Source organism: Streptomyces sp. NPDC051567 (assembly GCF_044454165.1).
Lineage (GTDB): Bacteria > Actinomycetota > Actinomycetes > Streptomycetales > Streptomycetaceae > Streptomyces.
Genome location: NZ_JBITDK010000003.1, coordinates 183,941 through 206,591, shown reverse-complemented (window position 1 = coordinate 206,591; position 22,651 = coordinate 183,941). Strand labels below are relative to the sequence as shown.

The 22,651-nt window shown below is 73.3% G+C and carries 20 protein-coding genes and 1 pseudogene; 9 read left to right on the top strand and 12 right to left on the bottom strand.

Annotated features, from left to right (window positions below):
- Positions 1-9: 9 nt before the first annotated feature.
- Together ACIA5F_RS05050 and ACIA5F_RS05045 are read right to left on the bottom strand one after the other, a co-directional pair.
- A complete protein-coding gene (locus ACIA5F_RS05050) occupies positions 10-2,145 on the bottom strand; it encodes a biotin carboxylase N-terminal domain-containing protein (protein ID WP_399349234.1) in 2,136 nt (711 codons plus the stop codon).
- 32 nt (positions 2,146-2,177) lie between these two features.
- Positions 2,178-3,794 (bottom strand): carboxyl transferase domain-containing protein, encoded by a 1,617-nt coding sequence (locus ACIA5F_RS05045; RefSeq protein ID WP_399349232.1) that lies wholly within the window; start codon positions 3,792-3,794, stop codon positions 2,178-2,180.
- 99 nt (positions 3,795-3,893) lie between these two features.
- Here ACIA5F_RS05045 and ACIA5F_RS05040 point away from each other — a divergent pair, with 99 nt between their 5' ends.
- Both ACIA5F_RS05040 and ACIA5F_RS05035 read left to right on the top strand, forming a co-directional pair.
- Positions 3,894-4,484, top strand: coding sequence for a TetR/AcrR family transcriptional regulator (locus ACIA5F_RS05040; RefSeq protein WP_399349230.1), 591 nt, complete (start codon positions 3,894-3,896; stop codon positions 4,482-4,484).
- 159 nt (positions 4,485-4,643) lie between these two features.
- Complete coding sequence (locus ACIA5F_RS05035; RefSeq protein ID WP_399349228.1) at positions 4,644-5,450, top strand: phosphatase; 807 nt, start codon at positions 4,644-4,646, stop codon at positions 5,448-5,450.
- A gap of 28 nt (positions 5,451-5,478) precedes the next feature.
- Here ACIA5F_RS05035 and ACIA5F_RS05030 read toward each other — a convergent pair whose 3' ends face one another.
- From ACIA5F_RS05030 to ACIA5F_RS05005, 6 genes are all read right to left on the bottom strand, one after another.
- The gene (locus ACIA5F_RS05030; RefSeq protein WP_399349226.1) at positions 5,479-6,477 is read right to left on the bottom strand and encodes a cation diffusion facilitator family transporter; all 999 of its coding nucleotides are present in this window, start codon (positions 6,475-6,477) and stop codon (positions 5,479-5,481) included.
- Positions 6,478-6,496: 19 nt separating this feature from the next.
- Positions 6,497-7,375: an acyl-CoA thioesterase gene (locus tag ACIA5F_RS05025; protein ID WP_399349224.1), complete on the bottom strand. Its 879-nt coding sequence runs from the start codon at positions 7,373-7,375 to the stop codon at positions 6,497-6,499.
- A 37-nt stretch (positions 7,376-7,412) separates the two neighbouring features.
- Positions 7,413-8,570, bottom strand: a complete 1,158-nt coding sequence (locus ACIA5F_RS05020) for an acyl-CoA dehydrogenase family protein (RefSeq protein WP_399349222.1) — start codon at positions 8,568-8,570, stop codon at positions 7,413-7,415.
- A 142-nt stretch (positions 8,571-8,712) separates the two neighbouring features.
- A complete protein-coding gene (locus ACIA5F_RS05015) occupies positions 8,713-8,934 on the bottom strand; it encodes a DUF397 domain-containing protein (protein ID WP_399349220.1) in 222 nt (73 codons plus the stop codon).
- A 29-nt stretch (positions 8,935-8,963) separates the two neighbouring features.
- Positions 8,964-9,185: a DUF397 domain-containing protein gene (locus ACIA5F_RS05010; RefSeq protein ID WP_399349218.1), complete on the bottom strand. Its 222-nt coding sequence runs from the start codon at positions 9,183-9,185 to the stop codon at positions 8,964-8,966.
- Positions 9,178-9,972, bottom strand: a complete 795-nt coding sequence (locus ACIA5F_RS05005; protein ID WP_399349216.1) for a helix-turn-helix domain-containing protein — start codon at positions 9,970-9,972, stop codon at positions 9,178-9,180. Before ACIA5F_RS05005 ends, ACIA5F_RS05010 begins: the two co-directional genes overlap by 8 nt.
- A gap of 362 nt (positions 9,973-10,334) precedes the next feature.
- Between ACIA5F_RS05005 and ACIA5F_RS05000 the strand changes: the two genes are divergently transcribed.
- Entirely contained in the window at positions 10,335-10,649 is a 315-nt protein-coding gene (locus tag ACIA5F_RS05000; RefSeq protein ID WP_399349214.1) for a hypothetical protein, read from the top strand.
- A gap of 65 nt (positions 10,650-10,714) precedes the next feature.
- Here ACIA5F_RS05000 and ACIA5F_RS04995 read toward each other — a convergent pair whose 3' ends face one another.
- The 3 genes from ACIA5F_RS04995 to ACIA5F_RS04985 form a co-directional block, all read right to left on the bottom strand.
- Positions 10,715-11,527: a hypothetical protein gene (locus ACIA5F_RS04995; RefSeq protein ID WP_399349212.1), complete on the bottom strand. Its 813-nt coding sequence runs from the start codon at positions 11,525-11,527 to the stop codon at positions 10,715-10,717.
- Between the two features lie 239 nt (positions 11,528-11,766).
- Complete coding sequence (locus ACIA5F_RS04990) at positions 11,767-12,201, bottom strand: VOC family protein (RefSeq protein WP_399349211.1); 435 nt, start codon at positions 12,199-12,201, stop codon at positions 11,767-11,769.
- Entirely contained in the window at positions 12,192-13,787 is a 1,596-nt protein-coding gene (locus ACIA5F_RS04985) for a helix-turn-helix domain-containing protein (RefSeq protein ID WP_399349209.1), read from the bottom strand. The genes ACIA5F_RS04990 and ACIA5F_RS04985 overlap by 10 nt, the downstream gene beginning before the upstream one ends.
- A gap of 190 nt (positions 13,788-13,977) precedes the next feature.
- Between ACIA5F_RS04985 and speB the strand changes: the two genes are divergently transcribed.
- Both speB and ACIA5F_RS04975 read left to right on the top strand, forming a co-directional pair.
- Positions 13,978-14,940: an agmatinase gene (gene speB, locus ACIA5F_RS04980; RefSeq protein WP_399349207.1), complete on the top strand. Its 963-nt coding sequence runs from the start codon at positions 13,978-13,980 to the stop codon at positions 14,938-14,940.
- Positions 14,941-15,009: 69 nt separating this feature from the next.
- Complete coding sequence (locus ACIA5F_RS04975) at positions 15,010-16,677, top strand: thiamine pyrophosphate-binding protein (RefSeq protein ID WP_399349205.1); 1,668 nt, start codon at positions 15,010-15,012, stop codon at positions 16,675-16,677.
- Positions 16,678-16,728: 51 nt separating this feature from the next.
- On the opposite strand, the gene ACIA5F_RS04970 is transcribed toward ACIA5F_RS04975, so the two are convergent.
- Entirely contained in the window at positions 16,729-17,058 is a 330-nt protein-coding gene (locus tag ACIA5F_RS04970) for a helix-turn-helix domain-containing protein (protein ID WP_399349203.1), read from the bottom strand.
- A 152-nt stretch (positions 17,059-17,210) separates the two neighbouring features.
- Between ACIA5F_RS04970 and ACIA5F_RS04965 the strand changes: the two are divergent.
- The 4 genes and pseudogenes from ACIA5F_RS04965 to ACIA5F_RS04950 all read left to right on the top strand — a co-directional run.
- Positions 17,211-17,651, top strand: a pseudogene (locus ACIA5F_RS04965) (GntR family transcriptional regulator); the annotation flags it as partial.
- A gap of 134 nt (positions 17,652-17,785) precedes the next feature.
- The gene (locus ACIA5F_RS04960; protein WP_399349201.1) at positions 17,786-17,995 is read left to right on the top strand and encodes a type II toxin-antitoxin system VapB family antitoxin; all 210 of its coding nucleotides are present in this window, start codon (positions 17,786-17,788) and stop codon (positions 17,993-17,995) included.
- Positions 17,992-18,414, top strand: a complete 423-nt coding sequence (locus tag ACIA5F_RS04955) for a PIN domain nuclease (protein WP_399349199.1) — start codon at positions 17,992-17,994, stop codon at positions 18,412-18,414. Before ACIA5F_RS04960 ends, ACIA5F_RS04955 begins: the two co-directional genes overlap by 4 nt.
- Positions 18,415-18,500: 86 nt before the next feature.
- The gene (locus tag ACIA5F_RS04950) at positions 18,501-22,499 is read left to right on the top strand and encodes an ABC transporter ATP-binding protein (protein WP_399349197.1); all 3,999 of its coding nucleotides are present in this window, start codon (positions 18,501-18,503) and stop codon (positions 22,497-22,499) included.
- Positions 22,500-22,651 lie beyond the last annotated feature (152 nt).

Genomic DNA, 22,651 nt, shown 5'->3' with positions numbered 1-22,651 from the left:
TCGGCCCGTTCACCGCCGGGCCTCCGCCGCCGGGGCGGGCGCGGGTCCGGGCGCGGGTCCGGAGGCGGCCTCCGCCGGTCCGGGCACGTCCGCCGCCCGCGCCGGGGTGACGACCGCCAGGACCTGGTCCATGGCGACGGTGGTGCCCGGCGAGACGTCCAGGCCGGTGACCGTCCCCGCGTGCGGGGCGGAGATGACGTGCTCCATCTTCATCGCCTCGACGACCAGCAGGCTCTGCCCGGCCACGACCTCGTCCCCGAGCGCCACCTTGACGACGGTGACCGTCCCGGGCATCGGCGCGGCCAGCGCGTCGGCGCCGCCGCCCGGCCCGCCGCGCAGGCTCGCCTCGACGGGGTCGTGGTCCAGGACGTGCCAGCTGTCGCCGTCCCGGCCGAGCCAGAGCCCGTCCGGGGAGGCGGCCCAGGCGAAGCGGTGGGTGAGGCCGTCGAGTTCGACCGTGACGCGGTCGGGGCCACGGGTGACGACCCGGGCCCGGACCGGTACCCCGGCCTCCCCGGCCGGAGCCGCTGGAGCCGCCGGGGCCGTGCCGCCGCCCACCCCGCCGAGCAGCAGCTCGGACTCCGCGCCCCGCGCCCGGGTCCGGATCTCCACCGGCTCCTGGCCCGCCAGGCGCAGGTGACGGACCGTCCAGGCCGGGGTCCCGCCCAGCCGCCAGCCGTCGGGCACCCCGAACGGGTCCACCCAGCCGGGACCCGCCGGAGCCCGGGGCCCGGCCAGCAGCGCGGCCGTGGCGTACACCTCGTCCGGCACCGGACCGGGCAGCAGGGACGGCAGCTCCCGCTCGACCAGGCCTGTGTCCAGCTCGCCCGAGACCACCGCCGGATGGGCCAGCAGCCTGCGCAGGAACCCGGTGTTGACGGGGACGCCCAGGACGACGGTGTCGGCCAGCGCCGCCCGCAGCGTCCGCAGCGCGCTCGCCCGGTCCGGGCCGTACGCGATCACCTTCGACAGCATCGGGTCGTACGCCGAGCCCACCGCGACGCCCACCGCGAGCCCGGAGTCCGTGCGCACCGGCCCGCCGGACGGCTCCGACAGCGCCAGCACCGTCCCCCCGGACGGCAGGAACCCGTGCCCGCCCTCCCGGGAGGCCGTCTCCGCGTAGACCCGGGCCTCGACCGCGTGGCCCGTCAGGGTCACCTCGGACTGGCCGAAGCCCAGCGGCTCGCCGGCCGCCACCCGGAGCTGGAGCTCGACCAGGTCCAGCCCGGTCACCAGCTCCGTCACCGGATGTTCCACCTGGAGGCGGGTGTTCATCTCCATGAAGAAGTAGGAGGACGGGTCGCCGCCGGGCACGATGAACTCCACCGTCCCCGCGCCCACGTACCCGCAGGCGCGCGCCGCCTCCACCGCCGCCGCGCCCATCGACGCCCGCAGTCCGGGGGTGAGCAGGACGCTCGGCGCCTCCTCGATCACCTTCTGGTGGCGCCGCTGGAGCGAGCACTCGCGCTCGCCCAGGTGGACCACGTTCCCGTGCGTGTCCGCCAGGATCTGGATCTCGATGTGCCGGGGCGCGTCGATCCACCGCTCCACCAGCAGGGTGCCGTCACCGAAGGAGGCCCGCGCCTCGCGCCGGGCCGCCGCGATCTCCTCGCCCAGCAGGGCTTCGTCGCGCACCAGCCGCATGCCCTTGCCGCCGCCGCCCGCCGAGGGTTTCAGCAGCACCGGCAGGCCGGTCTCCCGGGCGGCGGCGACGAGTTCGGCGTCCGAGAGGCCGCTGCCCGAGGAGCCGGGGACCACGGGCACGCCCGCCGCCGCGACCGTGGCCTTGGCCCGGATCTTGTCGCCCATCAGGGAGATCGCCGAGGCGGGCGGCCCGATGAAGACCAGCCCGGCCGCCTCGCAGGCCGCCGCGAACCCGGCGTTCTCCGCGAGGAAGCCGTACCCCGGGTGGACGGCCCCGGCCCCGGTGCGGCGGGCCGCCTCCAGCAGCCGGTCCACGGACAGGTAACTCTCGGAGGCCGCCTCGGGGCCGATCCGGACGGCCGTGTCGGCCTCCCGGACATGGCGCGCGTCGGCGTCCGCGTCGCTGAAGACCGCGACCGAGCGCAGGCCCGTCCGCCGCAGGGTGCGGATGACGCGGACGGCGATCTCACCGCGGTTGGCGACCAGAACAGTGGTGAACACGTCCCTCACACTCCTCACAGTGCTCACTGTCCTCACATCCGGAAGATGCCGAAGGCCGAATCGCCCAGCGGGGCGTTGGCGCACGCGGTCAGGGCCAGCCCCAGCACCTGCCGGGTCTCCAGCGGGTCGATGACCCCGTCGTCCCACAGCCGGGCGGTGGCGTAGTAGGCGTTGCCCTGCTCCTCGTACTGCGCGCGGACCGGGGCCTTGAACGCCTCCTCGGCCTCGGCGGGCCACTCCTGGCCCGCCCCCTCGATCTGGTCGCGCTTGACGGTGGCCAGCACGGAGGCGGCCTGTTCCCCGCCCATCACGGAGATCTTGGCGTTGGGCCACATCCACAGGAACCGGGGCGAGTAGGCCCGCCCGCACATCGAGTAGTTGCCCGCCCCGTACGAGCCGCCGACCACCACCGTCAGCTTCGGGACCCGGGCGCAGGCCACGGCCGTCACCATCTTGGCGCCGTGCTTGGCGATGCCGCCGGCCTCGTAGTCGCGGCCGACCATGAAGCCGGAGATGTTCTGGAGGAAGAGCAGCGGGATGCCGCGCCGGTCGCACAACTCGATGAAGTGGGCGCCCTTCTGCGCGGACTCGGAGAAGAGGATGCCGTTGTTGGCGACGATCCCGACCGGGTGGCCGTGGAGGTGGGCGAAGCCGGTGACCAGGGTCTGCCCGAACTCCGCCTTGAACTCCTGGAAGCGGGAGCCGTCCACCACCCGGGCGATGATCTCGCGGGCGTCGTAGGGGGTGCGGGAGTCGACGGGGACGGCGCCGTACAGCCCGTACGGGTCCACCTTCGGCTCCTCGGCCGCCTCGACCGGCCAGGGCAGGGCCCCGCGCTCCGGCAGGGTCGCCACGATGTTCCGGACGATCCGCAGCGCGTGCGCGTCGTCCTCGGCGAGGTGGTCGGTGACCCCGGAGACCCGGGAGTGCAGCTCGCCGCCGCCCAGCTCCTCGGCCGTGACCACCTCGCCGGTGGCCGCCTTCACCAGCGGCGGGCCGCCCAGGAAGATGGTGCCCTGGCCGCGGACGATGACGGCCTCGTCGCTCATGGCCGGGACGTAGGCGCCGCCCGCCGTGCAGGAGCCGAGGACGGCCGCGATCTGCGCGATGCCCGCGCCGGACATGCGGGCCTGGTTGTAGAAGATCCGGCCGAAGTGCTCGCGGTCGGGGAAGACCTCGTCCTGCATCGGGAGGAAGGCGCCGCCCGAGTCGACCAGGTAGAGGCAGGGGAGACGATTCTCCAGGGCCACTTCCTGGGCCCGCAGGTGCTTCTTGACGGTCATCGGGTAGTACGTGCCGCCCTTGACGGTGGCGTCGTTCGCGACGATCACGCACTCCCGGCCGCTGACCCGGCCGATGCCCGCGATGACCCCGGCGGCCGGGGCCGCGCCCCCGTACATGCCCTCGGCGGCCAGCGGGGCCAGCTCCAGGAAGGGGGAGCCGGGGTCCAGGAGGGCGTCGACCCGGTCGCGCGGGAGGAGCTTGCCCCGGGCGGTGTGGCGGGCGCGGGCCTTCTCACCGCCGCCCAGCCGGGCCGCTCCGAGCCGGGCGCGCAGGCCCTCGGCCAGCGCGCGGTGGGCGGCCTCGTTGGTCCGCCAGGCCGCGGACGCCGGGTCCGCGGCGCTCGTCAGCACCGGTGCCTGCTGCATCGGTCGGGCTCCCTTGCTCGGTGCACGCCGTTAGTGGTCGTTAACCCTTGTGCGGTCAAGGTTAACGACCGCTAACGGCCCTGTCTAGAATGGATTCCCATGAGCACCGGAGCGGCCGTCCCCACCCGTCGCGAGCAGATCCTCAGTGAGGCGGCCCGCCTCTTCGCCGCGCGCGGATTCCACGGCGTCGGCGTCGACGAGATAGGCGCGGCCGTGGGCATCAGCGGCCCCGGCCTGTACCGGCACTTCGCGGGCAAGGACGCCATGCTCGCCGAGCTGCTGGTCGGCATCAGCGAACGGCTGCTGACCGGCGGCCGCCACCGGGTGGCCGAGGCGGCCGGGAACCCGGCGGCCGTCCTGTCCTCCCTCATCGACGGCCACATCGACTTCGCCCTCGACGACCGGGCGTTGATCACCCTCCACGACCGCGAACTCGACCGGCTCCGCGACGCCGACCGCAAACTCGTCCGCCAGCTCCAGCGCCAGTACGTGGAGCTGTGGGTGGAGACCGTACGGGAACTGCACCCGCGGGCCGCCGAGGCGGAGGTACGGGTCGCCGTGCACGCCGTCTTCGGCCTGCTGAACTCCACCCCGCACCTGGCCTCCCCGGGCCGGGAGGCGACGGAGTCACTGCTGCGGAGCCTCGCGCACGGCGCCTTCGGCGCACTCTCGGAGCAGCCGCTCCCGTAGGGACGGCCCGCCCGCCGGGCGGCCCGCTCCCGTGGGCCCGTACCCGCCGGAGCCGGGCCCCCACCCGGGCGGGGTCCGCGCCCGTGGACCCGGGCGGGGGCCCCGGCGGGCCGGGTGAGGTGGACGGAACCCCTCCGGGCGGGGCCCGGCGGCGGCAGAATGAGCCGTATGCCGAAGCCGATAGAGACGCCCGTACCCACCCGCGCCGAACTCGTCGACCACCTGGTCCGCACCCGGATCGCGGGGCAGGTCGCGACCCCCCGCGAGAACAACCTGTCCCACTACCGCAAGCTCGCCAACGGCGACCGGCACTACTGGCTCGGCCTGGAGCTGGGCGACCGCTGGACGGACGAGCAGGACGTCCTCGCCGTGATGGCCGAGCGGTGCGGGGTCGTGGACGACGCGGCCCACCGCCGGGGCCAGGACACCATCGACCCGGAACTGACCGTGGCCGGCCTGGACCGGATGGCGGCGCGGCTGCGCAAGGCCGCCCTGGACCGCCAGCGCGTCCTGCTGGCCACCGGCCACCCGGGCGCGCTGCTCGACGTCCACCGGGCCACGGCCGGGGCGCTGCGCGCCGCCGGGTGCGAGATCGTGGTGATCCCGGCGGGGCTCGCGGCGGACGAGGGCTCGGTCTGGCAGTTCGCCGACGTCGCCGTGCTGGAGCAGGGCGCGACCCTGTGGCACACCCACTCCCCGGCGCCGATGGCCGCGATCCTGGAGGGCCTGGCGACGGAGGGCCGCCCCTGGCCGGACCTGGTCGTCGCCGACCACGGCTGGGCGGGCTGCGCGGCCCAGTGGGGCCTGGACGCGGTGGGCTACGCGGACTGCAACGACCCGGCCCTCTTCCTCGGCGAGGCCGAGGGCACCCTCCAGGTCGCGGTCCCGCTGGACGACCACGTCCGCGACCCGCGCCACTACGACGCGATGGTGGCCTACCTGCTGGCCGCCGCGGACCTGCTCTGACGCGTGCGCGGGGGCGCCCCAGGAGCTGTCAGGGGGCGGGCGGGACCGGGACGGGCGCCGGGGGCGCGGGGGTCAGGGGCGTGGGCGTCGGGTCCAGGTAGACCCGGCGGATCGCCGGGAAACGCTCGCGCAACTGCGCCTCCGCCTCCTCGCACGCCGCCTCCACCTGCCGCGCCGACGCCAGGTCGTGGAAGTCGACCTTCGCCGCGACCAGCACCTCCGCCGGGCCCTGCACCAGGGTCGTCAGCTCCAGCACCCCCTCGATGTGCGGCACGGACAGCAGCTCCTCCCGCACCTGCTCCCGCATCGGGGCCGGGAGCGGCCGGCCGATCAGGTACTGCGCGTTCGAACGCCCCAGCTCCCACGCCACCCACACCAGCAACAGCCCGATCAGCAGCGAAGCCACCCCGTCGTACACGCCCGAACCGGTGAGCTGCGCCCCCAGCAGCCCGCCCGCCGCCAGCACCAGGCCGATCAGCGCGGCCACGTTCTCCAGCAGGACCGCCTTCACCGCCGTGTCCGGGGTCTGTTTCACGTACCGCCCCAGCGGGGCCCGCAGCCGCGCCGCCTCGCCCTTCATCTGCCGCCACGCGACCAGCAGCGAGTAGCCCTCCAGCAGGAAGGCGACCGCGAGGACGACGTACGACAGCGCCGGGTCGCCCGGTTCCTCGCCGTGGACCAGCGTGTGGATGCCGTCGTACACGGCGAAGACGGCGCCGCCGACGAAGGTGGCGACCGAGGCCAGCAGCGCCCAGACGTACCGCTCCGGCCCGTACCCCAGCGGATGCGCCTCGTCGGCCGGTTTCGCGCTGCGTTTCAGCGAGGTGAGCAGCAGGATCTCCGTCACCGTGTCGGCCACCGAGTGCGCGGCCTCCGACAGCATCGCGCTGGACCCGCTGACGACCCCGCCGACCGCCTTGGCCGCCGCGATCCCCAGGTTGGTGACCACGGCGACGACGACGGTGGCGACGCTCTCGCTCTGGCTTCCGGCCCCGGACGTCGCCCCGGACCCGTTCTCTTCAGGCATGCGGCGACGGTACGGCCGCTCACCCGCGCGGCACGCGCACGACACCCTCCTGTACGACGGTGGCGGCGAGCCGCCCGTCCCGCGTCCAGACGCGCGCCTGGCCCAGGCCCCGGCCCGCCGCCGCCGAGGGCGACTCCTGGTCGTACAGCAGCCACTCGTCCGCCCGCAACGGCCGGTGGAACCACATGGCGTGGTCCAGCGAGGCGCCCACCACGTCCCCGACCGCCCAGCCGCCCCGCCCGTGCGCCAGCAGCACCGGATCGAGCAGCGTCATGTCCGACACGTAGGTGACCAGGCAGGTGTGGAGCAGGGCGTCGTCCGTCTCGACCTTGCCCGCCGTACGGAACCACACCAGCGAACGCGGCTCCACCGGCGCGCCCACACTGCCCCAGGGCGGGGTGGTGACGTACCGCAGGTCCACCGCGCCGCGCGCCTCCAGCAGCCGTTCCACCGTGTCCGGCGTGCGGAAGGCGGCCCGGTACGCGGGCAGCGACTCGGCCGCGGTCGCCAGCGTCTCCGGGTCCGGCGCGGCGGGCATGACGGCCTGGTGGTCGAGGCCCTCCTCGTACGCCTGGAAGGAGGCGGTGAGGTGGAAGACGGGCCGGCCGTGCTGGACGGCGACGACCTGGCGGGTGGTGAAGGAACGCCCGTCGCGGATGCGGTCCACCGAGTAGACGATGGGCGCACCCGCGTCGCCGGTGCGCAGGAAGTACGCGTGCAGCGAGTGCGCGACGCGGTCCGCGGGCACGGTACGGCCCGCCGCGGCCAGCGCCTGGGCCGCGACCTGGCCCCCGAAGACGCGGGGGACCAGGACGGAGCGGCTGGCGCCGCGGAAGAGGTCCTCCTCGATCCGCTCCAGGTCGAGCAGGCCGAGGAGGTCACTGAGCGCGTCGTTCATGGCCGGTGGAGGGGCTGCCGGTGGAAGGGCCGGTCCCTCAGAGCCCCATCGACTTGGCGATGATGGACTTCATGACCTCGCTGGTGCCGCCGTAGATGCGGTTCACGCGGTTGTCGGCGTAGAGACGGGCGATCGGGTACTCGTTCATGTAGCCGTAACCGCCGTGCAGCTGGAGGCACTTGTCGATGACGCGGTGCGCGACCTCGGTGCAGAAGAGCTTCGCGGAGGCGGCCTCGGCGGCGGTCAGCTCACCGGCGTCGATGGCCTCGACGGCCCGGTCCACGACGGCCTCGGCCGCGTCCACCTCCGCCTTGCAGGCGGCCAGTTCGAACTTGGTGTTCTGGAAGGAGGCGACAGTCTGCCCGAAGACGGTCCGCTCCTGCACGTACGCCTGGGTGAACCGGATCGCGGCCTTGGCCTGCGCGTACGCGCCGACGGCGATGCCGAGCCGCTCCTGCGGCAGGTTCTGGCCCAGGTAGGAGAAGCCCTTGTTCTCCTCGCCCAGGAGGTCCCCGACGGGCACCTTGACGTCGGAGAAGGACAGCTCGGCGGTGTCGGAGGTGCGCAGGCCCAGCTTGTCGAGCTTGCGGCCGACGGCGTACCCCTCGGACGTGGTGTCCACGACGAAGAGGGAGATGCCGTGGCGGCGGTCCCCGGCGGTGGGCGCGGAGGTGCGGGCGCAGACGATGACCTTGTCGGCGTGGACGCCGCCGGTGATGAAGGTCTTGGCGCCGTTGAGGACGTAGTGCGTGCCGTCCTCGGAGAGCTTGGCGGTGGTCTTCATGCCCGCCAGGTCGGAGCCGGTGCCGGGCTCGGTCATGGCGATGGCGTACATGGTCCGGCCCGTCGCGAAGTCGGGCAGCCAGCGCTTCTTCTGCTCCTCGGTGGCGTACGCCTTGAGGTAGGGGAGGCAGAGCAGCACGTGGACGCCGGAGCCGCCGAAGTTGATGCCCGCGCGGGCGGTCTCCTCGGCCATCACGGCCTCGAACTTGAAGGTCTCCAGCCCCGCGCCGCCGAACTCCTCGGGCACCTCGATGCCGAAGACGCCCAGCTCGCCGAGCTTGTAGTAGAACTCGCGCGGCACCTGGCCCGCCGCGTACCACTCGTCGTAGACGGGGACGACCTCGGCCTCGATGAAGGCGCGGATGGTCTCGCGGAACGCCTCGTGGTCCTCGGTGTAAACGGTACGGCGCACTGGGCCGGCTCCCTTCGGTCGCGGCGGTCCGCCGCCCTCGTCTGTGCATGGCTAAGCGCTTGCTCAGACTAAGTTACCGGTGGGTTTCCACCCTGTCCAGGGCCCGGCCACCCGGTCCTGGACAGGGCGGCGGAGCCCCAGGTCAGACCGGCCGCGAGGTCCCCTTGAGCCCGACGACGAAGGCCGCCCAGCTCGCGGCGGCGACGATCAGCGCGGGCCCGTGGGGCGTTTTCGAGTCCCGGACGGGGACACCTGCGGGGTGCCCGTCCAGGATCTCGACGCAACTGCCGCCCTCAGGGCCGCTGTGGGACGACTTGCGCCAGCCGTGAAGTGTGGAGGCGCCCGGGATGGTGCGCTCAGTCATGGTGTCCGGTTCCTTTGGTGAGGTGCAGGTCAGGCCGGAGGTGAGGTGCTCTTGAGGGCTGCGATGAAGGATGACCAGCTTGCTGCCGGGACGATCAGTGCGGGGCCGTGGGGGGTCTTGGAGTCTCGGACGGGGACCCCGGACTCGTACCCGTCCAGGACTTCGACGCAGCTGCCGCCGTCGCTGTTGCTGTAGGACGACTTGCGCCAGCCGCTCAGTGTGGCCGAGTCCTGGATGGTGAGCTCAGTCATGCTGTTCGTGTTCCTTCGCAATCGCCCTCATCAGGGCCAGGGACTGTTTCTGCGGGAGTGCGTCGCTCAAGGCGAGAGCGTATGCACTTTGGAGGCGTTGGACCAGTGCGGGGGAGTCGTGGAGCTTGCCCATGAACGCGCCTTCGGTGTACGCGGCCGGTGGCTGGTCCTCGAACCACATGAGAGACACCATGCCCTGGAGCAGGGAGTGGTAGCCGAGGTTGGAAGGCATTACGTGAACACGCACGCGTTCGCATTCCACCAGGCCGATGAGATGGCTGATCTGTTCAGCCATGACCTCCGGCCCGCCGACTTGCCTCCGTAGAGCCGCCTCGTCCAACAGCGCCCACACTACGGGGGTCACCGGGTCGGCGAGGATCTTCGCGCGCTCCAGCCGCGTGACAACGAGGCTGTCGCACTCCTCCTCACTCCGTGGAGGGAACCCCGCGCGCATGATCGCGTGTGCGTACCTTCTTGTCTGGAAGATTCCAGGCACCAATGCGTAGCTGAACTCCTGGATCATCGTCGCCTGTTGTTCGAGTTGCCGGGCGGGCTCGAAGTAATCGGCGACGGCCACATCGTCCTGCGGCAGGAAACTGCTCAGCACATTGCCCGTGCCCAGGGCCATGTCCAGCCGTCGCGCGTCCTCCCTGGAAGGGACGCGACGGCCCGCTTCGATGTGGGCGATGTGTGAGCGGGTCATGATCGCCGCGTTGGCCAGGTCCTGTTGGGTCAGGCCGGCCGCCTTGCGCTGGGACTTCAGCCAGTCCCCGTAGATGCTGCCCATCGTCAACTCCCGTGTGACGTAGGTGGTGTCACCCAATTCCCCCTGGCGAGCCTACTCCCGGTGGTCTCACGCTGTGACTGGATCGCTACACATGCGAAACCTTCCCCGTGGCCGGTCCTGACGGCGGCCCGGGGGTCGGTCACCAGCAAGGGAGCTGACGACGTGCCGCACCACCTCGCCCGATTCTTCGAGCCGCCGCTGCGGCTCCCGGTACCCGGGCCGCCCCCGCCGGGGCCCGCCGCGTTCCGGCGGAGGCGGCGGGCCGAAGCGCGGCGGCAGCGGGCCCGGCGGTGGGCCCTGTGGCTCGCGCTCCACGGGGTCGACGTCGGACCGCGCCTGATCCACGGTCGGGAGGTGGCGGCGTGATCGGGCAGGCGCGGGATCTGGGGCGGCTGCTGCCCTGGGAGGGCCGGGACGGCAGACCCTGTTACCTCTCCAGCGACGGGACGGGATACCTCTCCCGCGTCGCCGACAACATCGAGAGCGTGCAGCTCGGCATGGCCACCGAACTCCTCGGCCACGCGGACGACATGATCACCGATCTCAAGGTCACCGATACCCAGCTCCGGTACCTCTCCGCGCGCCTGGCCGAGTCGCTGCGCGAGGTGCACCGCGTCGCGGTCAGCCGGGGCGCCCGGCTCCCGGCGCCGCTCCTGGAGGCCCCGCCGGAGGAGTGACCGGCCCGCTGACCGGTCGGCCCGCTGACCGGCCGGTCAGCGGGGACCGTTGTGGTGGCCGGTTCCTACAGGGGCGCGCACAGGACGCTGGCCTGGAGGTTCTGGGGGGCGCCGGAGAGGTTCTTGCCCCGGATCACCCAGCCGCTGTCGGTGGGGGAGCTGTACTGGATCTGGATGTCGTTGAAGGAGTTGCCGTAGCCGCCGCCACCGGTCCGCACCTCCCTTGAGCTGCAGTACGCCTGCGCGGTGCCGCTCTGGTAGCCCTGGACGCTGGAGGAAGCGCCCCGCGTGGCGTACTGGTCGAAGCCGCACACGGCATAGGCGCTCACGTCGATGTTGGAACCGGTCGCATTGGTGACGGTGACCTGCTGGGTGACGGAGTTCACCGGGAACGTGGCGTTGGCCCGCAGACGCGAATCCCAGGCCCGGAAGCCGCCGCCGCTGAGCCGTTCGTTCGGCGCGCACCAGCTCGTCATGGTCAAGTAGTCGTAGGGCGAGGCGGTCCGGCGCAGCTCGTGGGCGTACGACTGGGCGTTCGTACAGATGGCGACGGCGTGCACGCGGCCGTACCGGTTGGAAGTCGGGTTGACGAACTGCGCGTACCAGGCGTTGTCGATCAGGGAGGGGACGGAGGCGACCATGTAGACGGAGTCCTCGTCGTTGTACCCGCCTCCCCCCGACGGGCGGGTGCCGGACGGGCAGACGGAGTGCACCCAGATCGTGGAGTTGGGCGAGATGACGTAGTCCAGGCCGATGTACCGCTCGTAGGTGGCGAACGCCCTCGGTGCGGCGGGGGCGGCGTTCGGCATGCCGAACGTCGTGAACAGCAACGCGATCAGGGCGATCAGCCCGGCGCGGTTGCGGGTGGGGGGTCTCATGGGCGCACTCCAGCAGGCGGGGAGGGGCGGGACATGTCTGCCACGTCCCTACCGCAGCCCCGGCCGATGGCCGGCGCGGTTGCCCCTGCCGGACGACCGGCCGCCCAGAAGTTCGCCCGAATGCCCGAGCGTGACGAATGCCCGAGCGTGACGAGTGCCTGAATCCACGGGCTCGTGGCCTCGCGGGCTCGCGGGCTCGTGGGGCTCGCTGTGCCGCACCGGTCCGTTCCTGCGGCCACTCAGTCGAGACAGAACTCGTTGCCCTCGACGTCATGCATCAGGAGGCACGACTCGTCGTAGTTGTCGGCGTGCAGCAGTTGCCCGCGTACCGCGCCGAGCGGGAGCAGGCGCGCGCATTCGGCCTCCAGCGCGGCCAGGCGCTCCTCACCCACGAGCCCGGTGCCGACCCGTACGTCGAGATGGACCCGGTTCTTGACGACCTTGCCTTCGGGAACGCGCTGGAAGAACAGTCGCGGGCCCACGCCCGAGGGATCGACGCACGCGAACGCCGAACCCTGACGCTCGGGCGGCAGCGCGCGATCGAAATCGCCCCAACTGGCGAACCCCTCCGGCGGCGGCGGGACGACGTACCCCAGCACCTCGCACCAGAAGCGGGCGACGCGCTCGGGTTCCGCGCAGTCGAAGGTGACTTGGATCTGCTTGATCAACGCCATCGGGTCATCGTAGGGGCGGGGTCTTCCGCCGTCCACGGTCCGGCGGTTCCCGCACGGTCGGGCCCGTCCTCCGGGAGCTGGCGCAGGGCGAACCACAGCTCCATCCGGGTGTCCGGGTCGTCCAGGTCCAGGCCGAGCAGGTCGGCGCAGCGGGCGACGCGCTGGCGGACGGTGTTGCGGTGGACGCCCAGGGCGGCGGCGGTGCGGTCCCAGCCGCCGTGGTGGGCCAGCCAGGCGCGCAGGGTCCCGGTGTGCGGCGGTTTCAGCGGGGAGAGGAGGGCTTCGGCGTGCGCGCGGGCCTCGGCCGGGTCCAGGAGCGCGGCCAGCCCGCCCGGGGTGTGCCGGACCAGCGGGGTACGGGCCGCCTCGGCCCGGTGCAGCGCCCGTCCGGCCTCGGCTCCGGCGGCGGGCAGCCGCTCGGGCGCGGCCGGGGCGCTCACCCCGAGCCGCCAGCCGGGCTGCGGGCCGGGGTCCCGCCGGGTGAGCAGGCGTACGAGGTCCCCGCGCGGGTCGGCCAGGGCGGTGCCCAGCGCCGCCGCCAGGGCGCGCGGGTCGCCGGGGCCACGGGCGTGGACGGCGTACCAGGGGCCGGGCGCCACGGCCTCGGCGGGGGAACCGCCGAGGAGGAGGCGGGTCAGGGCGGCGGCCTCGGGCCCGGCGGCCGGCCGGTCGGCGGTGAGCAGGGCGAGCAGGACGGCGCCGGCCGAGGCGATGGTGTGGTCGCCGGGGGCGCGGGCGGGGGCGGCCAGTACGAGGACCCGGCCCTCGCCCAGGGCGTACGCGGCCAGGTGGAGCCCGCCCAGGGTCTCGGTGGCGGTCGCCACGGCCCCGGTGGCCACCCGCCGGGCGAGCAGCGGGACGGCGGCCATGGCCTCGGCCCCGGGCGCGACCCCGGCGGCTTCGAGGGGCGGGGCGGTCGGGGCGGTCAGGGCGTCCGGGGCGGCCTCGGTTCCGGGAGCGGCGGCTCCGGTTCCGGCGGCAGGCCCGGCGGGGGCTCCGGCGGCACACCCCGGGCCCGGACCGGCCGTGGGGCCCGGCGGGAGGAGGGCGGCCCAGCCGCCCAGGCTCGCGGCCAGGCGGCGGAGCACCGCCGGGACCGGCTCCGGCCGGGCCGCGGCGGCGGCCAGCGCGCGCTGGGCCTCGGTCACCCGGCGCAGCTCCCGGGTCCGGGCCTCCGCCATCAGCCGCCACACAGACCGGGCGACCGCGCTGAAGGGCGTCCCGGGCGGGACCTCGACGAGCGGGAGCCCGAGCCGGTCGCACGCCTCGGCCAGGGCGACCGGCACCGTCTCGTGGACCGGGGCCACCCCGAAGCCGAGCGCCGCCACACCCGCCCGGACCAGCCGCGCGACGTACTCCCCGGCGTCCGCGCCCGCCCGATCCGGCCCCGCCAGCTCCGCGCCCGCCGTCAGCAGCAGCTCGCCACCGAGCAGGTACGGCGAGGGGTCGGCCATCTCGGAGGCGTGGACCCCGTGCATCTCGGCCCCGGCGGGCCCGGCGCGGTGGAGCAGCCCCAGCTCCCGGTCCGGGAGCAGCGCGCCGAGGGAAACCGGTGGAGTGGGCGGGGCCTGAACCTGGGCCTGCATGGATACTCCGTACACATCAGAGGTGTTCTATGGAAGGAACGTACACTTCGCGTCCCGCCCGCGCCGCCTTACGCTCGAAGCCACCGCACCCGCACGCGTCCCCGTACCGCACCCGGGCCCGGACGCCGGGCGAGCCGGGCCCCGGGACCCGAACCCCGGACCCGGACCCGGACCAGAGAAGGGCACCCCCATGACCACACCGCCGCGCGGCCCCGTCGACTCCTCCCGCGTCCCCCGGTACGCGGGCCCCGCGACCTTCGCCCGCCTCCCGCGCCTGGACGAGGTCGGCTCTGCGGACGTGGCCGTCGTCGGCGTGCCCTTCGACTCCGGCGTCTCCTACCGGCCCGGCGCCCGCTTCGGCGGCAACGCGATCCGTGAGGCGTCCCGCCTGCTGCGCCCGTACAACCCGGCACAGGACGCCTCCCCCTTCGCCCTCGCGCAGGTCGCGGACGCCGGGGACATCGCCGTGAACCCGTTCAACATCAACGAGGCCGTCGAGACGGTCGAGGCCGCCGCCGACGAACTGCTCGGCGCCGGGTCCCGCCTGATGACCCTCGGCGGTGACCACACCATCGCCCTGCCCCTGCTGCGCTCGGTGGCGAAGAAGCACGGCCCGGTGGCCCTGCTCCACTTCGACGCGCACCTGGACACCTGGGACACCTACTTCGGCGCCGAGTACACCCACGGCACCCCGTTCCGCCGCGCCGTCGAGGAGGGCATCCTCGACACCGAGGCGCTCTCGCACGTCGGCACCCGCGGCCCGCTCTACGGCAAGCAGGACCTGGACGACGACGCCAAGATGGGCTTCGGCATCGTCACCTCGGCCGACGTCTACCGGCGCGGCGCCGACGAGGTCGCCGACCAGCTCCGCCAGCGCATCGGGGACCGTCCCCTCTACATCTCCATCGACATCGACGTGCTCGACCCGGCCCACGCGCCCGGCACCGGCACCCCCGAGGCGGGCGGCATGACCTCCCGCGAGCTGCTGGAGATCATCCGGGGCCTGTCGTCCTGCAACCTCGTCTCCGCCGACGTGGTCGAGGTCGCCCCGGCGTACGATCACGCCGAGATCACCTCGATCGCGGCCTCGCACACCGCGTACGAGCTGACCACCATCATGAGCCGGCAGATCTCGGCGGCGCGGGCGAAGTAGACCGACCGCTGACGGCTGACCGCTGACCGCTGACCGCTGACGGCGAACCCGAAGGGCGCGTAAGTAGACGTGACGCACGACCACGACCTGGTACTCCGTCCCACCGAGGCCCAGACGGCCGCCGCCCTGGCGCCGCCGCCGGGCCGGACGGGCGGGGACCTGGTCGTGGAGACGCTGCGCTCGCTCGGCGCGACCACCGTCTTCGGGCTGCCCGGACAGCACGCGCTCGCGGTCTTCGACGCCGTGGGCCGCTCCGACCTGCGGCTGATCGGGCTGCGCACGGAGAACAACGCCGGTTTCGCGGCCGACGGGTACGGCCGGATCACGGGCGAGGCCGTCCCGCTGCTGCTCTCCACCGGGCCGGGCGCCCTGATGGCCCTGCCCGCGCTGGCGGAGGCGGCGGCGGCCTCCGCGCCCGTCCTCGCGATCTCCTCGCAGGTGCCGTCCCCGGGCCTCGGCGGCGGCCGGCGCGGGCACCTGCACGAGCTGCGGGACCAGTCGGCGTCGTTCCGGGAGGTGGTGAAGTCGGTCCACACCGCCCGCACCCCCTCCCAGATCCCGTCGGTGATCGCCGAAGCCTGGGAATCGGCCCTCACGGTGCCCTTCGGCCCGGTCTGGGTGGAGATCCCGGCGGACGTGCTCTCCGCCGGGACGGTGGTCCCGCAGGTCACGGGGGTGGACGCGACCCCGCACGAGCTGGCCCCGCGCCCGGAGCTGACCGCCGTGGCCGCGCACTGGCTGGAGAACGCGAGCCGCCCGGTGATCATCGCGGGCGGCGGGGTGATCCGCTCCGACGCCGCCGGGAAGCTCAGGCAGCTCGCGGAGCGGCTGAACGCGCCCGTGGTCACCACCTTCGGCGGCAAGGGCGCCTTCCCCTGGACGCACCCGCTCTCCCTGCGGTCCTGGCTGGAGGACCGTCACATGACGGACTTCCTGGAGGACGCGGACGTCCTCCTGGTCGTCGGCTCCGGCCTGGGCGAGCTGTCCTCGAACTACCACACCTTCTTCCCCACCGGCCGTGTCGTCCAGATCGAGGCGGACCTCGGCAAGCTGGAGTCCAACCACGCGGGCCTGGGCATCCACGCGGACGCCCGCCTCGCGCTCCAGGCGCTGCTGGAGACGGTCGCCGAGCGCGAGGACGCGGACGCCCCCGAACGGGTCCGGATGGTCCTGGCCGACATCGCGGACCGCCTCGCCACCCAGGACGTGGCCCTGGAACAGGAGCTCCTGGCCTCGGTCCGCGCGGCGCTCCCGGCCCGCTCCCCGTCCTTCTGGGACATGACGGTCCTGTCCTACTGGGCCTGGTCCGCCTTCGACCCGAAGCACCCGAACACCATGCACTCGGCCCAGGGCGCGGGCGGCCTCGGCTACGCCTTCCCGGCGGCGCTGGGCGCCTGCGTCGCCGAGCCGGGCACCCCGGTACTGGCCGTCTCGGGCGACGGCGGCGCGATGTACTCGATCGCGGAGCTGGCCACGGCCCGCCAGCACGACCTGGACGTCACCTGGCTGATCGTGGACGACGGCGGCTACGGCGTCCTGCGCGAGTTCGGCGCCACGACCGGCACCGACCTCCCCGGCCCGGACTTCGTGGCCCTGGCCGCCGCCTTCGGCGTCCCGGCGGCCACCACCACCCCGCAGACCCTGACGGCCGACCTCGCCCAGGCCCTGAAAACCCCCGGCCCCTCCGTCCTCCTCCTCCCGGCCACCCTCAGCCTGTTCGCCCCGACCCACCTCTGAGGCTGAGGCCGGGGGTCTCCCGGCTTCCCGGCCACTGGCCTCCGGCCGGGTTCAGGCGGTGGTGAAGACGACCTGCGAGGTCTCTCCGACGAGCCGCAGGCTCAGCTCGGACTCCATGGCCCGCGCCAGCCGTGCCAGCAGGGGCACGGTCGGCACGGTCCCGCCGAGCTCCAGCTCCGACACCTGCGGCCGCGTCATCCCGGCCCGCCGCGCGAGCTCGGTCTGCGAGATCCCGAGCGCGGTCCGCCGATCGTGCACGGCCTGCCCGAGCGTGAACGCGAGCCGAATCTCCTCCCGCCGCCTGCCCACCTCGGGCCCCTCGGCGTCCTCCTGCCCGCCCTCCCCACCCCGCCCGACCCTCCACCGCGCATGGCCGACCATCCGTTTCCCCTCCCTGCGAACCTGCGAACCCCCCTGCCTCCAACGCCCCACCCCCACCTCAGGACGCGGCGGAGGGCCCGGGTGCGTGTGAAGGCAGTGCGCGGCGGGGTGCGGCCGTCAGTATGGGCAGGGAGACGAGCAGGGAGGACCGCATGCCGAGTGAGGGTGCCGGACGGCAGCAGCCCAAGTACCAGCGGATCGCCGCAGCGCTCAAGGCCGCCGTCGCGTCGGGCGAGTACGGTCCCGGGGACCGGCTGCCCGGGGAGAACGACCTGATGGCCACCTATGGCGTCGCCCGGATGACCGCACGGCAGGCGCTCGGGGTGCTCCAGTCCGAGGGGCTGGCCGAGGCACGCAAGGGGGCGGGGGTCTTCGTACGCGAATTCCGGGTCGGTATCCGGCGGCGCGGTATCCAGCGGCTGTCCGCACAGGTCTGGGGCGGGGGGCGGTCCATCTGGGCCGCTGACATCGAGGACCATGACCCCGTCGTCGAGTTCCTCGGCGTCACGGAAGAACCGGTACCTCAGGCCGTCGCCGGCGTGCTCGGGCTCGGGGACGGCGCGGCCACCTGCGTGCGTCGGCGTCGGTTCCTGCCCGTCGAGGTCAACGAGACGCTCCTCGACGCCTCGGCGTACGTCCTGGAATACGAGTTCGACACGCTGTAATGCTGCGCGACCCTCACCGCGAGGATATGCTTCATATGTAACCGAGATAGGAGACATATGTGATGTCCAACCTCTACGTGGAAGTCGATGACGACGCGTTGGCCGAGGCCGCCGCGATACTGGGCACGAGGTCGAAGAAGGACACGGTCAACGCGGCCCTGCACGAGGTTGCGCGTCGTCGTCGGAGGCTGCAGGCGCTTGAGGAGCTCATGGAAATGGGCGGGCGCGGCGACTTCGACATCCTCATGGACAAGGCCAACTACCGCCGATGAGCTCGCTGACCTACCTGATCGATACCTCCGCTGTAGCGCGCATCATGACGAACGCGGATGTCAGTAAAGCGTGGAGCGACCACTTGGTCGAAGGCGTCGTCGGCTTCTGCGAGGTGACGGAACTGGAGATCCTTTTCTCCGCCCGTTCCCTCGCGGACCGACTGAAGAAGGAAGAACTCCTGGAGAGGCTGTTCAACTGGACTCCGATGCCGGACAGCGTCTACGCCCGGGCCCGCTCTGTACAGCGGCAGCTCACCAGCCGGGGTGAGCATCGTAGTGCCGGGCCGGTCGATCTCCTCGTCGCGGCGACCGCCGAGCTCTCAGGTCTGACCCTGCTCCACTATGACGCCGACTTCGAGACGGTTGCCCGAGTGACCGGCCAGCCGACGAAGTGGGTGGCACCGCCCGGCACCGCGTAAAGCCGTTCGATTGTTGCGGGGGGATGAAATCCGCCGGTCGGGGCGTTGGGGGAGGCGGCAGGGCAGGAGCGACGGGGAGGCATCACGTGACGGCGGCAGAGACGGCGGCGGGGGAGAAACAGGGCTGGGGCCGCAGGCTGGCCGCCTACACGTGGCGGTACAAACTCAACGTGCTGCTCGCCCTCGGGTCGTCACTGGCCGGGATGGCCGTCATGGCGCTCGTCCCGCTGGTCACCAAGGTCATCATCGATGACGTCATCGGGAACCACACCCGGTCCATGACCCCCTGGGCCGGCATGCTCATAGCCGCCGCCCTGGCCGTCTACGTCCTGACCTACATACGCCGGTACTACGGCGGACGGCTCGCCCTCGACGTCCAGCACGACCTGCGCACCGACATCTACGACACCCTCGCCCGCCTCGACGGGCGGCGGCAGGACGAGCTGTCCACCGGGCAGGTCGTCGGCCGGGCCACCAGCGACCTCCAGCTGATCCAAGGGCTGCTCTTCATGCTGCCCATGACCATCGGCAACTTCCTCCTCTTCGGGATATCCCTCGGGATCATGCTGTGGCTGTCGCCGCCGCTGACCCTCGTCGCGCTCCTGATGGCCCCCGCCCTCTGGTTCATCGCCAAGCGCAGCCGCAAGAAGCTCTTCCCCGCCACCTGGTACGCGCAGAGCCAGGCCGCCGCCGTCGCGGGCGTCGTCGACGGGGCCGTGACCGGCGTCCGCGTCGTCAAGGGGTTCGGCCAGGAGGAGCAGGAGACCGACAAGCTGCGCACCGCCGGACGCCGCCTCTTCGCCGGGCGGATGCGCGCCATCCGCCTCAACTCGCGCTACACCCCCGCCCTCCAGGCCGTCCCCGCGCTCGGCCAGGTCGCCATGCTGGCCCTCGGCGGCTGGATGGCCACCCGGGGGCAGGTCACCCTCGGCACCTTCGTCGCCTTCTCGACCTACCTCGCCCAGCTCGTCGGCCCCGTCCGCATGCTCGCCATGGTCCTCACCCTCGGGCAGCAGGCCCGCGCGGGCGCCGAGCGCGTCTTCGAGCTGATCGACACCGAACCCGTCATCCGCGACGGCGACCGCGAACTGCCCGCCGACGCCCCCGCCACCGTGGAGTTCGAGGACGTCGGCTTCGGCTACCACCCCGGGCGGGCCGTGCTCGACGGGTTCTCGCTCTCGATCGCGCAGGGCGAGACCGTCGCCCTCGTGGGCGCCTCCGGCAGCGGGAAGTCCACCGTCTCCCTGCTCCTGCCGCGCTTCTACGACGCCGACCGGGGCACCGTCCGCGTCGGCGGCCACGACGTCCGCGAGCTGACCTACGCCTCGCTGCGCTCCGCCATCGGGATCGTCCCCGAGGACTCCTTCCTCTTCTCCGACACCATCCGCGCCAACATCGCCTACGGGCACCCCGGCGCCACCGACGGGCAGATCGAGGCCGCCGCCCGCGCCGCCCAGGCCGACGGGTTCGTACGGGCCCTGCCCGACGGGTACGACACCAAGGTCGGCGAGCAGGGACTCACCCTCTCCGGCGGCCAGCGCCAGCGCGTCGCCCTCGCCCGCGCCATCCTCACCGACCCCCGGCTCCTCCTCCTCGACGACGCCACCTCCGCCGTGGACGCCCGCGTCGAGCACGAGATCCACGAGGCGCTGCGGGCCGTCATGGCCGGCCGCACCACCCTGCTGATCGCCCACCGCCGCTCCACGCTCGCGCTGGCCGACCGGATCGCCGTGCTCGACCGGGGACGCCTCGCCGACCTCGGGACGCACGAGGAGCTGCAACGCCGCTCCGCCCTGTACCGCAGGCTCCTCACCGACCCGGACGTGCTGGGCGCGGGCTCACCGAAGACCTCCGGGGCCCCGGCGATGGAGGAGTTCGAACGCGAGCTGGAGCGGGACGCCGAACTCGACCTCGACCTGGAACGCGAGATCGAGCTCGAAGCCGAGATCGACTCCGAGCCCGTCAACGCCAAGCGCAGGGTCTCCGGCGGGATCACCCCCGAACTGTGGCGCCGCCAGGAGGAACCGGCCGCCACCGCTGCCGTCGCCGCCCCGGTGCTCCCCGTACCCACCACCGTCCCCGTACCCACCACCGTCCCCGTCCCCGCCGCCGTCCGGGCCGTCCCCGCCGCAGGGGGTCCCGTACCGGCCGCCGTACCCGTCATCGGGGGCCCCGCCGGCGGGGTGCCCGGGGCCGGGCCGGGCGGGGCGGGGCCGGGCGGGGCCGCCGCGGGCGGGATGCCCGCCACCCCCGAACTGCTCGCGCAGGTGGCCGCGCTGCCGCCCGCCGACGACCGCCCCGAGGTGGACGAGGACCGGGCCGCGTCGGCCGAGGAGAGCTACGGCCTGCGCCGCCTGCTCCGCGGCTTCTGGGTGCCGCTCTCCGTCAGCCTGGGCCTCGTCGCCGTCGACGCGGGCGCCGGGCTGCTGCTCCCCGTCCTGATCCGGCACGGGATCGACCAGGGCGTCGAACAGGCCGCCCTCGGCGCGGTCTGGGCCGCCGCCGCCCTCGCGCTCCTCGTCGTCCTCAGCCAGTGGACCGCGCAGTTCGCCGAGACCCGGATGACGGGCCGCACCGGCGAGCGGGTGCTGTACGCGCTGCGCGTGAAGATCTTCGCCCAGCTCCAGCGGCTCGGCCTCGACTTCTACGAGCGCGAGCTGACCGGCAAGATCATGACCCGGATGACGACCGACGTCGACGCCCTCTCCAGCTTCCTCCAGACCGGACTGGTCACCGCCGTCGTCTCCGTCTTCACCTTCTTCGGCATCCTGATCGCCCTGGTCGTCCTCGACGCCGAACTCGCCCTGATCGTCTTCGCGACCCTGCCCGTCCTGGTCGTCGGCACGGTCTTCTTCCGCCGCAAGTCCGTCGCCGCCTACGAACTGGCCCGCGACCGGGTCGGCCTCGTCAACGCCGACCTCCAGGAGTCCGTGGCCGGGCTGCGCATCGTCCAGGCGTTCCGCCGCGAGAACGTGGGCGCCGTCCGGTTCGCGGAGCGCAGCGACTCCTACCGCCGGGCCCGGGTCCGCGGACAGTGGCTGATATCCGTCTACTTCCCCTTCGTCCAGCTGCTCTCCTCCGGAGCCGCCGCCGCCGTGCTGATCGTCGGCGCGGGCCGGGTGGAGGCCGGGACCCTCACCACCGGCGCGCTGGTGGCGTACCTGCTCTACATCGACCTCTTCTTCGCCCCCGTCCAGCAGCTCTCCCAGGTCTTCGACGGATACCAGCAGGCCACGGTCTCGCTCGGCCGTATCCAGGGGCTGCTGCGGGAGACCACCACCACCCCGCGCCCCGCCGATCCCCGCGAGGTGAAGGAGCTGCGCGGCGAGATCGCGTTCGAGGACGTACGGTTCCGGTACGGCGCCGCCGAGGAGCGGGGCACCAAGGGCGAGGCACTGGCCGGAATAAGCCTGCGCATACCCGCCGGGCAGACGGTCGCCTTCGTCGGCGAGACCGGAGCCGGAAAGTCCACCCTGGTCAAGATGGTGGCCCGGTTCTACGACCCGACCTCCGGCAAGGTCACCGCCGACGGCACCGACCTGCGGGAACTCGACCTGACGGCCTACCGCCACCGGCTGGGGGTCGTCCCCCAGGAGCCCTACCTCTTCCCGGGCACCGTCCGGGACGCCATCGCCTACGGGCGGCCCGCCGCGAGCGACGCGGAGGTGGAGGCCGCCGCCCGCGCGGTCGGCGCCCACTCGATGATCGCCACGCTCGACGGCGGCTACCTGCACACCGTCACCGAACGCGGACGCAACCTCTCCGCCGGCCAGCGCCAGTTGATCGCCCTGGCCCGCGCCGAGCTGGTCGACCCCGACGTGCTCCTCCTCGACGAGGCCACCGCCGCCCTGGACCTGGCCACCGAGGCCCAGGTCAACCAGGCCACCGAACGGCTCGCGGGCCGCCGCACCACCCTCGTCGTGGCGCACCGGCTGACCACCGCCGCCCGCGCCGACCGCGTCGTGGTCATGGACCGCGGCCGGGTCGTGGAGGACGGCACCCACACCGAACTCCTGGCCCGCGGCGGCCGGTACGCCGAACTGTGGCGCACCTTCGCCGGCGAGGACGAGCGCGCCGCCGCGTAACGGCGGGGGCGCGCTGGGCAAGTAGCGCCGTCGGGCAGGCGCCACTTCTTCGGAGTTCCGTCGGGTGACAGGGCAGACCGTTACGGGTCCGGGCGGGTTGCCGTGGGGCGGAGCGGGGCGCCGGAGTCTGTCCGGCGCCCCACCCGCCCCAC

Bases quoted from the DNA above. Each gene is read 5' to 3' on its own strand.
- ACIA5F_RS04970 (WP_399349203.1), bottom strand. From the start codon at position 17,058: ATGGTCGGCCATGCGCGGTGGAGGGTCGGGCGGGGTGGGGAGGGCGGG.
- ACIA5F_RS05005 (WP_399349216.1), bottom strand. From the start codon at position 9,972: ATGGGCAGCATCTACGGGGACTGGCTGAAGTCCCAGCGCAAGGCGGCC.
- ACIA5F_RS05045 (WP_399349232.1), bottom strand. From the start codon at position 3,794: ATGCAGCAGGCACCGGTGCTGACGAGCGCCGCGGACCCGGCGTCCGCG.
- ACIA5F_RS05030 (WP_399349226.1), bottom strand. From the start codon at position 6,477: ATGCCTGAAGAGAACGGGTCCGGGGCGACGTCCGGGGCCGGAAGCCAG.
- ACIA5F_RS05015 (WP_399349220.1), bottom strand. From the start codon at position 8,934: ATGACTGAGCGCACCATCCCGGGCGCCTCCACACTTCACGGCTGGCGC.
- ACIA5F_RS05025 (WP_399349224.1), bottom strand. From the start codon at position 7,375: ATGAACGACGCGCTCAGTGACCTCCTCGGCCTGCTCGACCTGGAGCGG.
- ACIA5F_RS05010 (WP_399349218.1), bottom strand. From the start codon at position 9,185: ATGACTGAGCTCACCATCCAGGACTCGGCCACACTGAGCGGCTGGCGC.
- ACIA5F_RS05040 (WP_399349230.1), top strand. From the start codon at position 3,894: ATGAGCACCGGAGCGGCCGTCCCCACCCGTCGCGAGCAGATCCTCAGT.
- ACIA5F_RS04995 (WP_399349212.1), bottom strand. From the start codon at position 11,527: ATGAGACCCCCCACCCGCAACCGCGCCGGGCTGATCGCCCTGATCGCG.
- ACIA5F_RS04985 (WP_399349209.1), bottom strand. From the start codon at position 13,787: ATGCAGGCCCAGGTTCAGGCCCCGCCCACTCCACCGGTTTCCCTCGGC.
- ACIA5F_RS04960 (WP_399349201.1), top strand. From the start codon at position 17,786: ATGTCCAACCTCTACGTGGAAGTCGATGACGACGCGTTGGCCGAGGCC.
- ACIA5F_RS05035 (WP_399349228.1), top strand. From the start codon at position 4,644: ATGAGCCGTATGCCGAAGCCGATAGAGACGCCCGTACCCACCCGCGCC.
- ACIA5F_RS04955 (WP_399349199.1), top strand. From the start codon at position 17,992: ATGAGCTCGCTGACCTACCTGATCGATACCTCCGCTGTAGCGCGCATC.
- speB (WP_399349207.1), top strand. From the start codon at position 13,978: ATGACCACACCGCCGCGCGGCCCCGTCGACTCCTCCCGCGTCCCCCGG.
- ACIA5F_RS04990 (WP_399349211.1), bottom strand. From the start codon at position 12,201: ATGGCGTTGATCAAGCAGATCCAAGTCACCTTCGACTGCGCGGAACCC.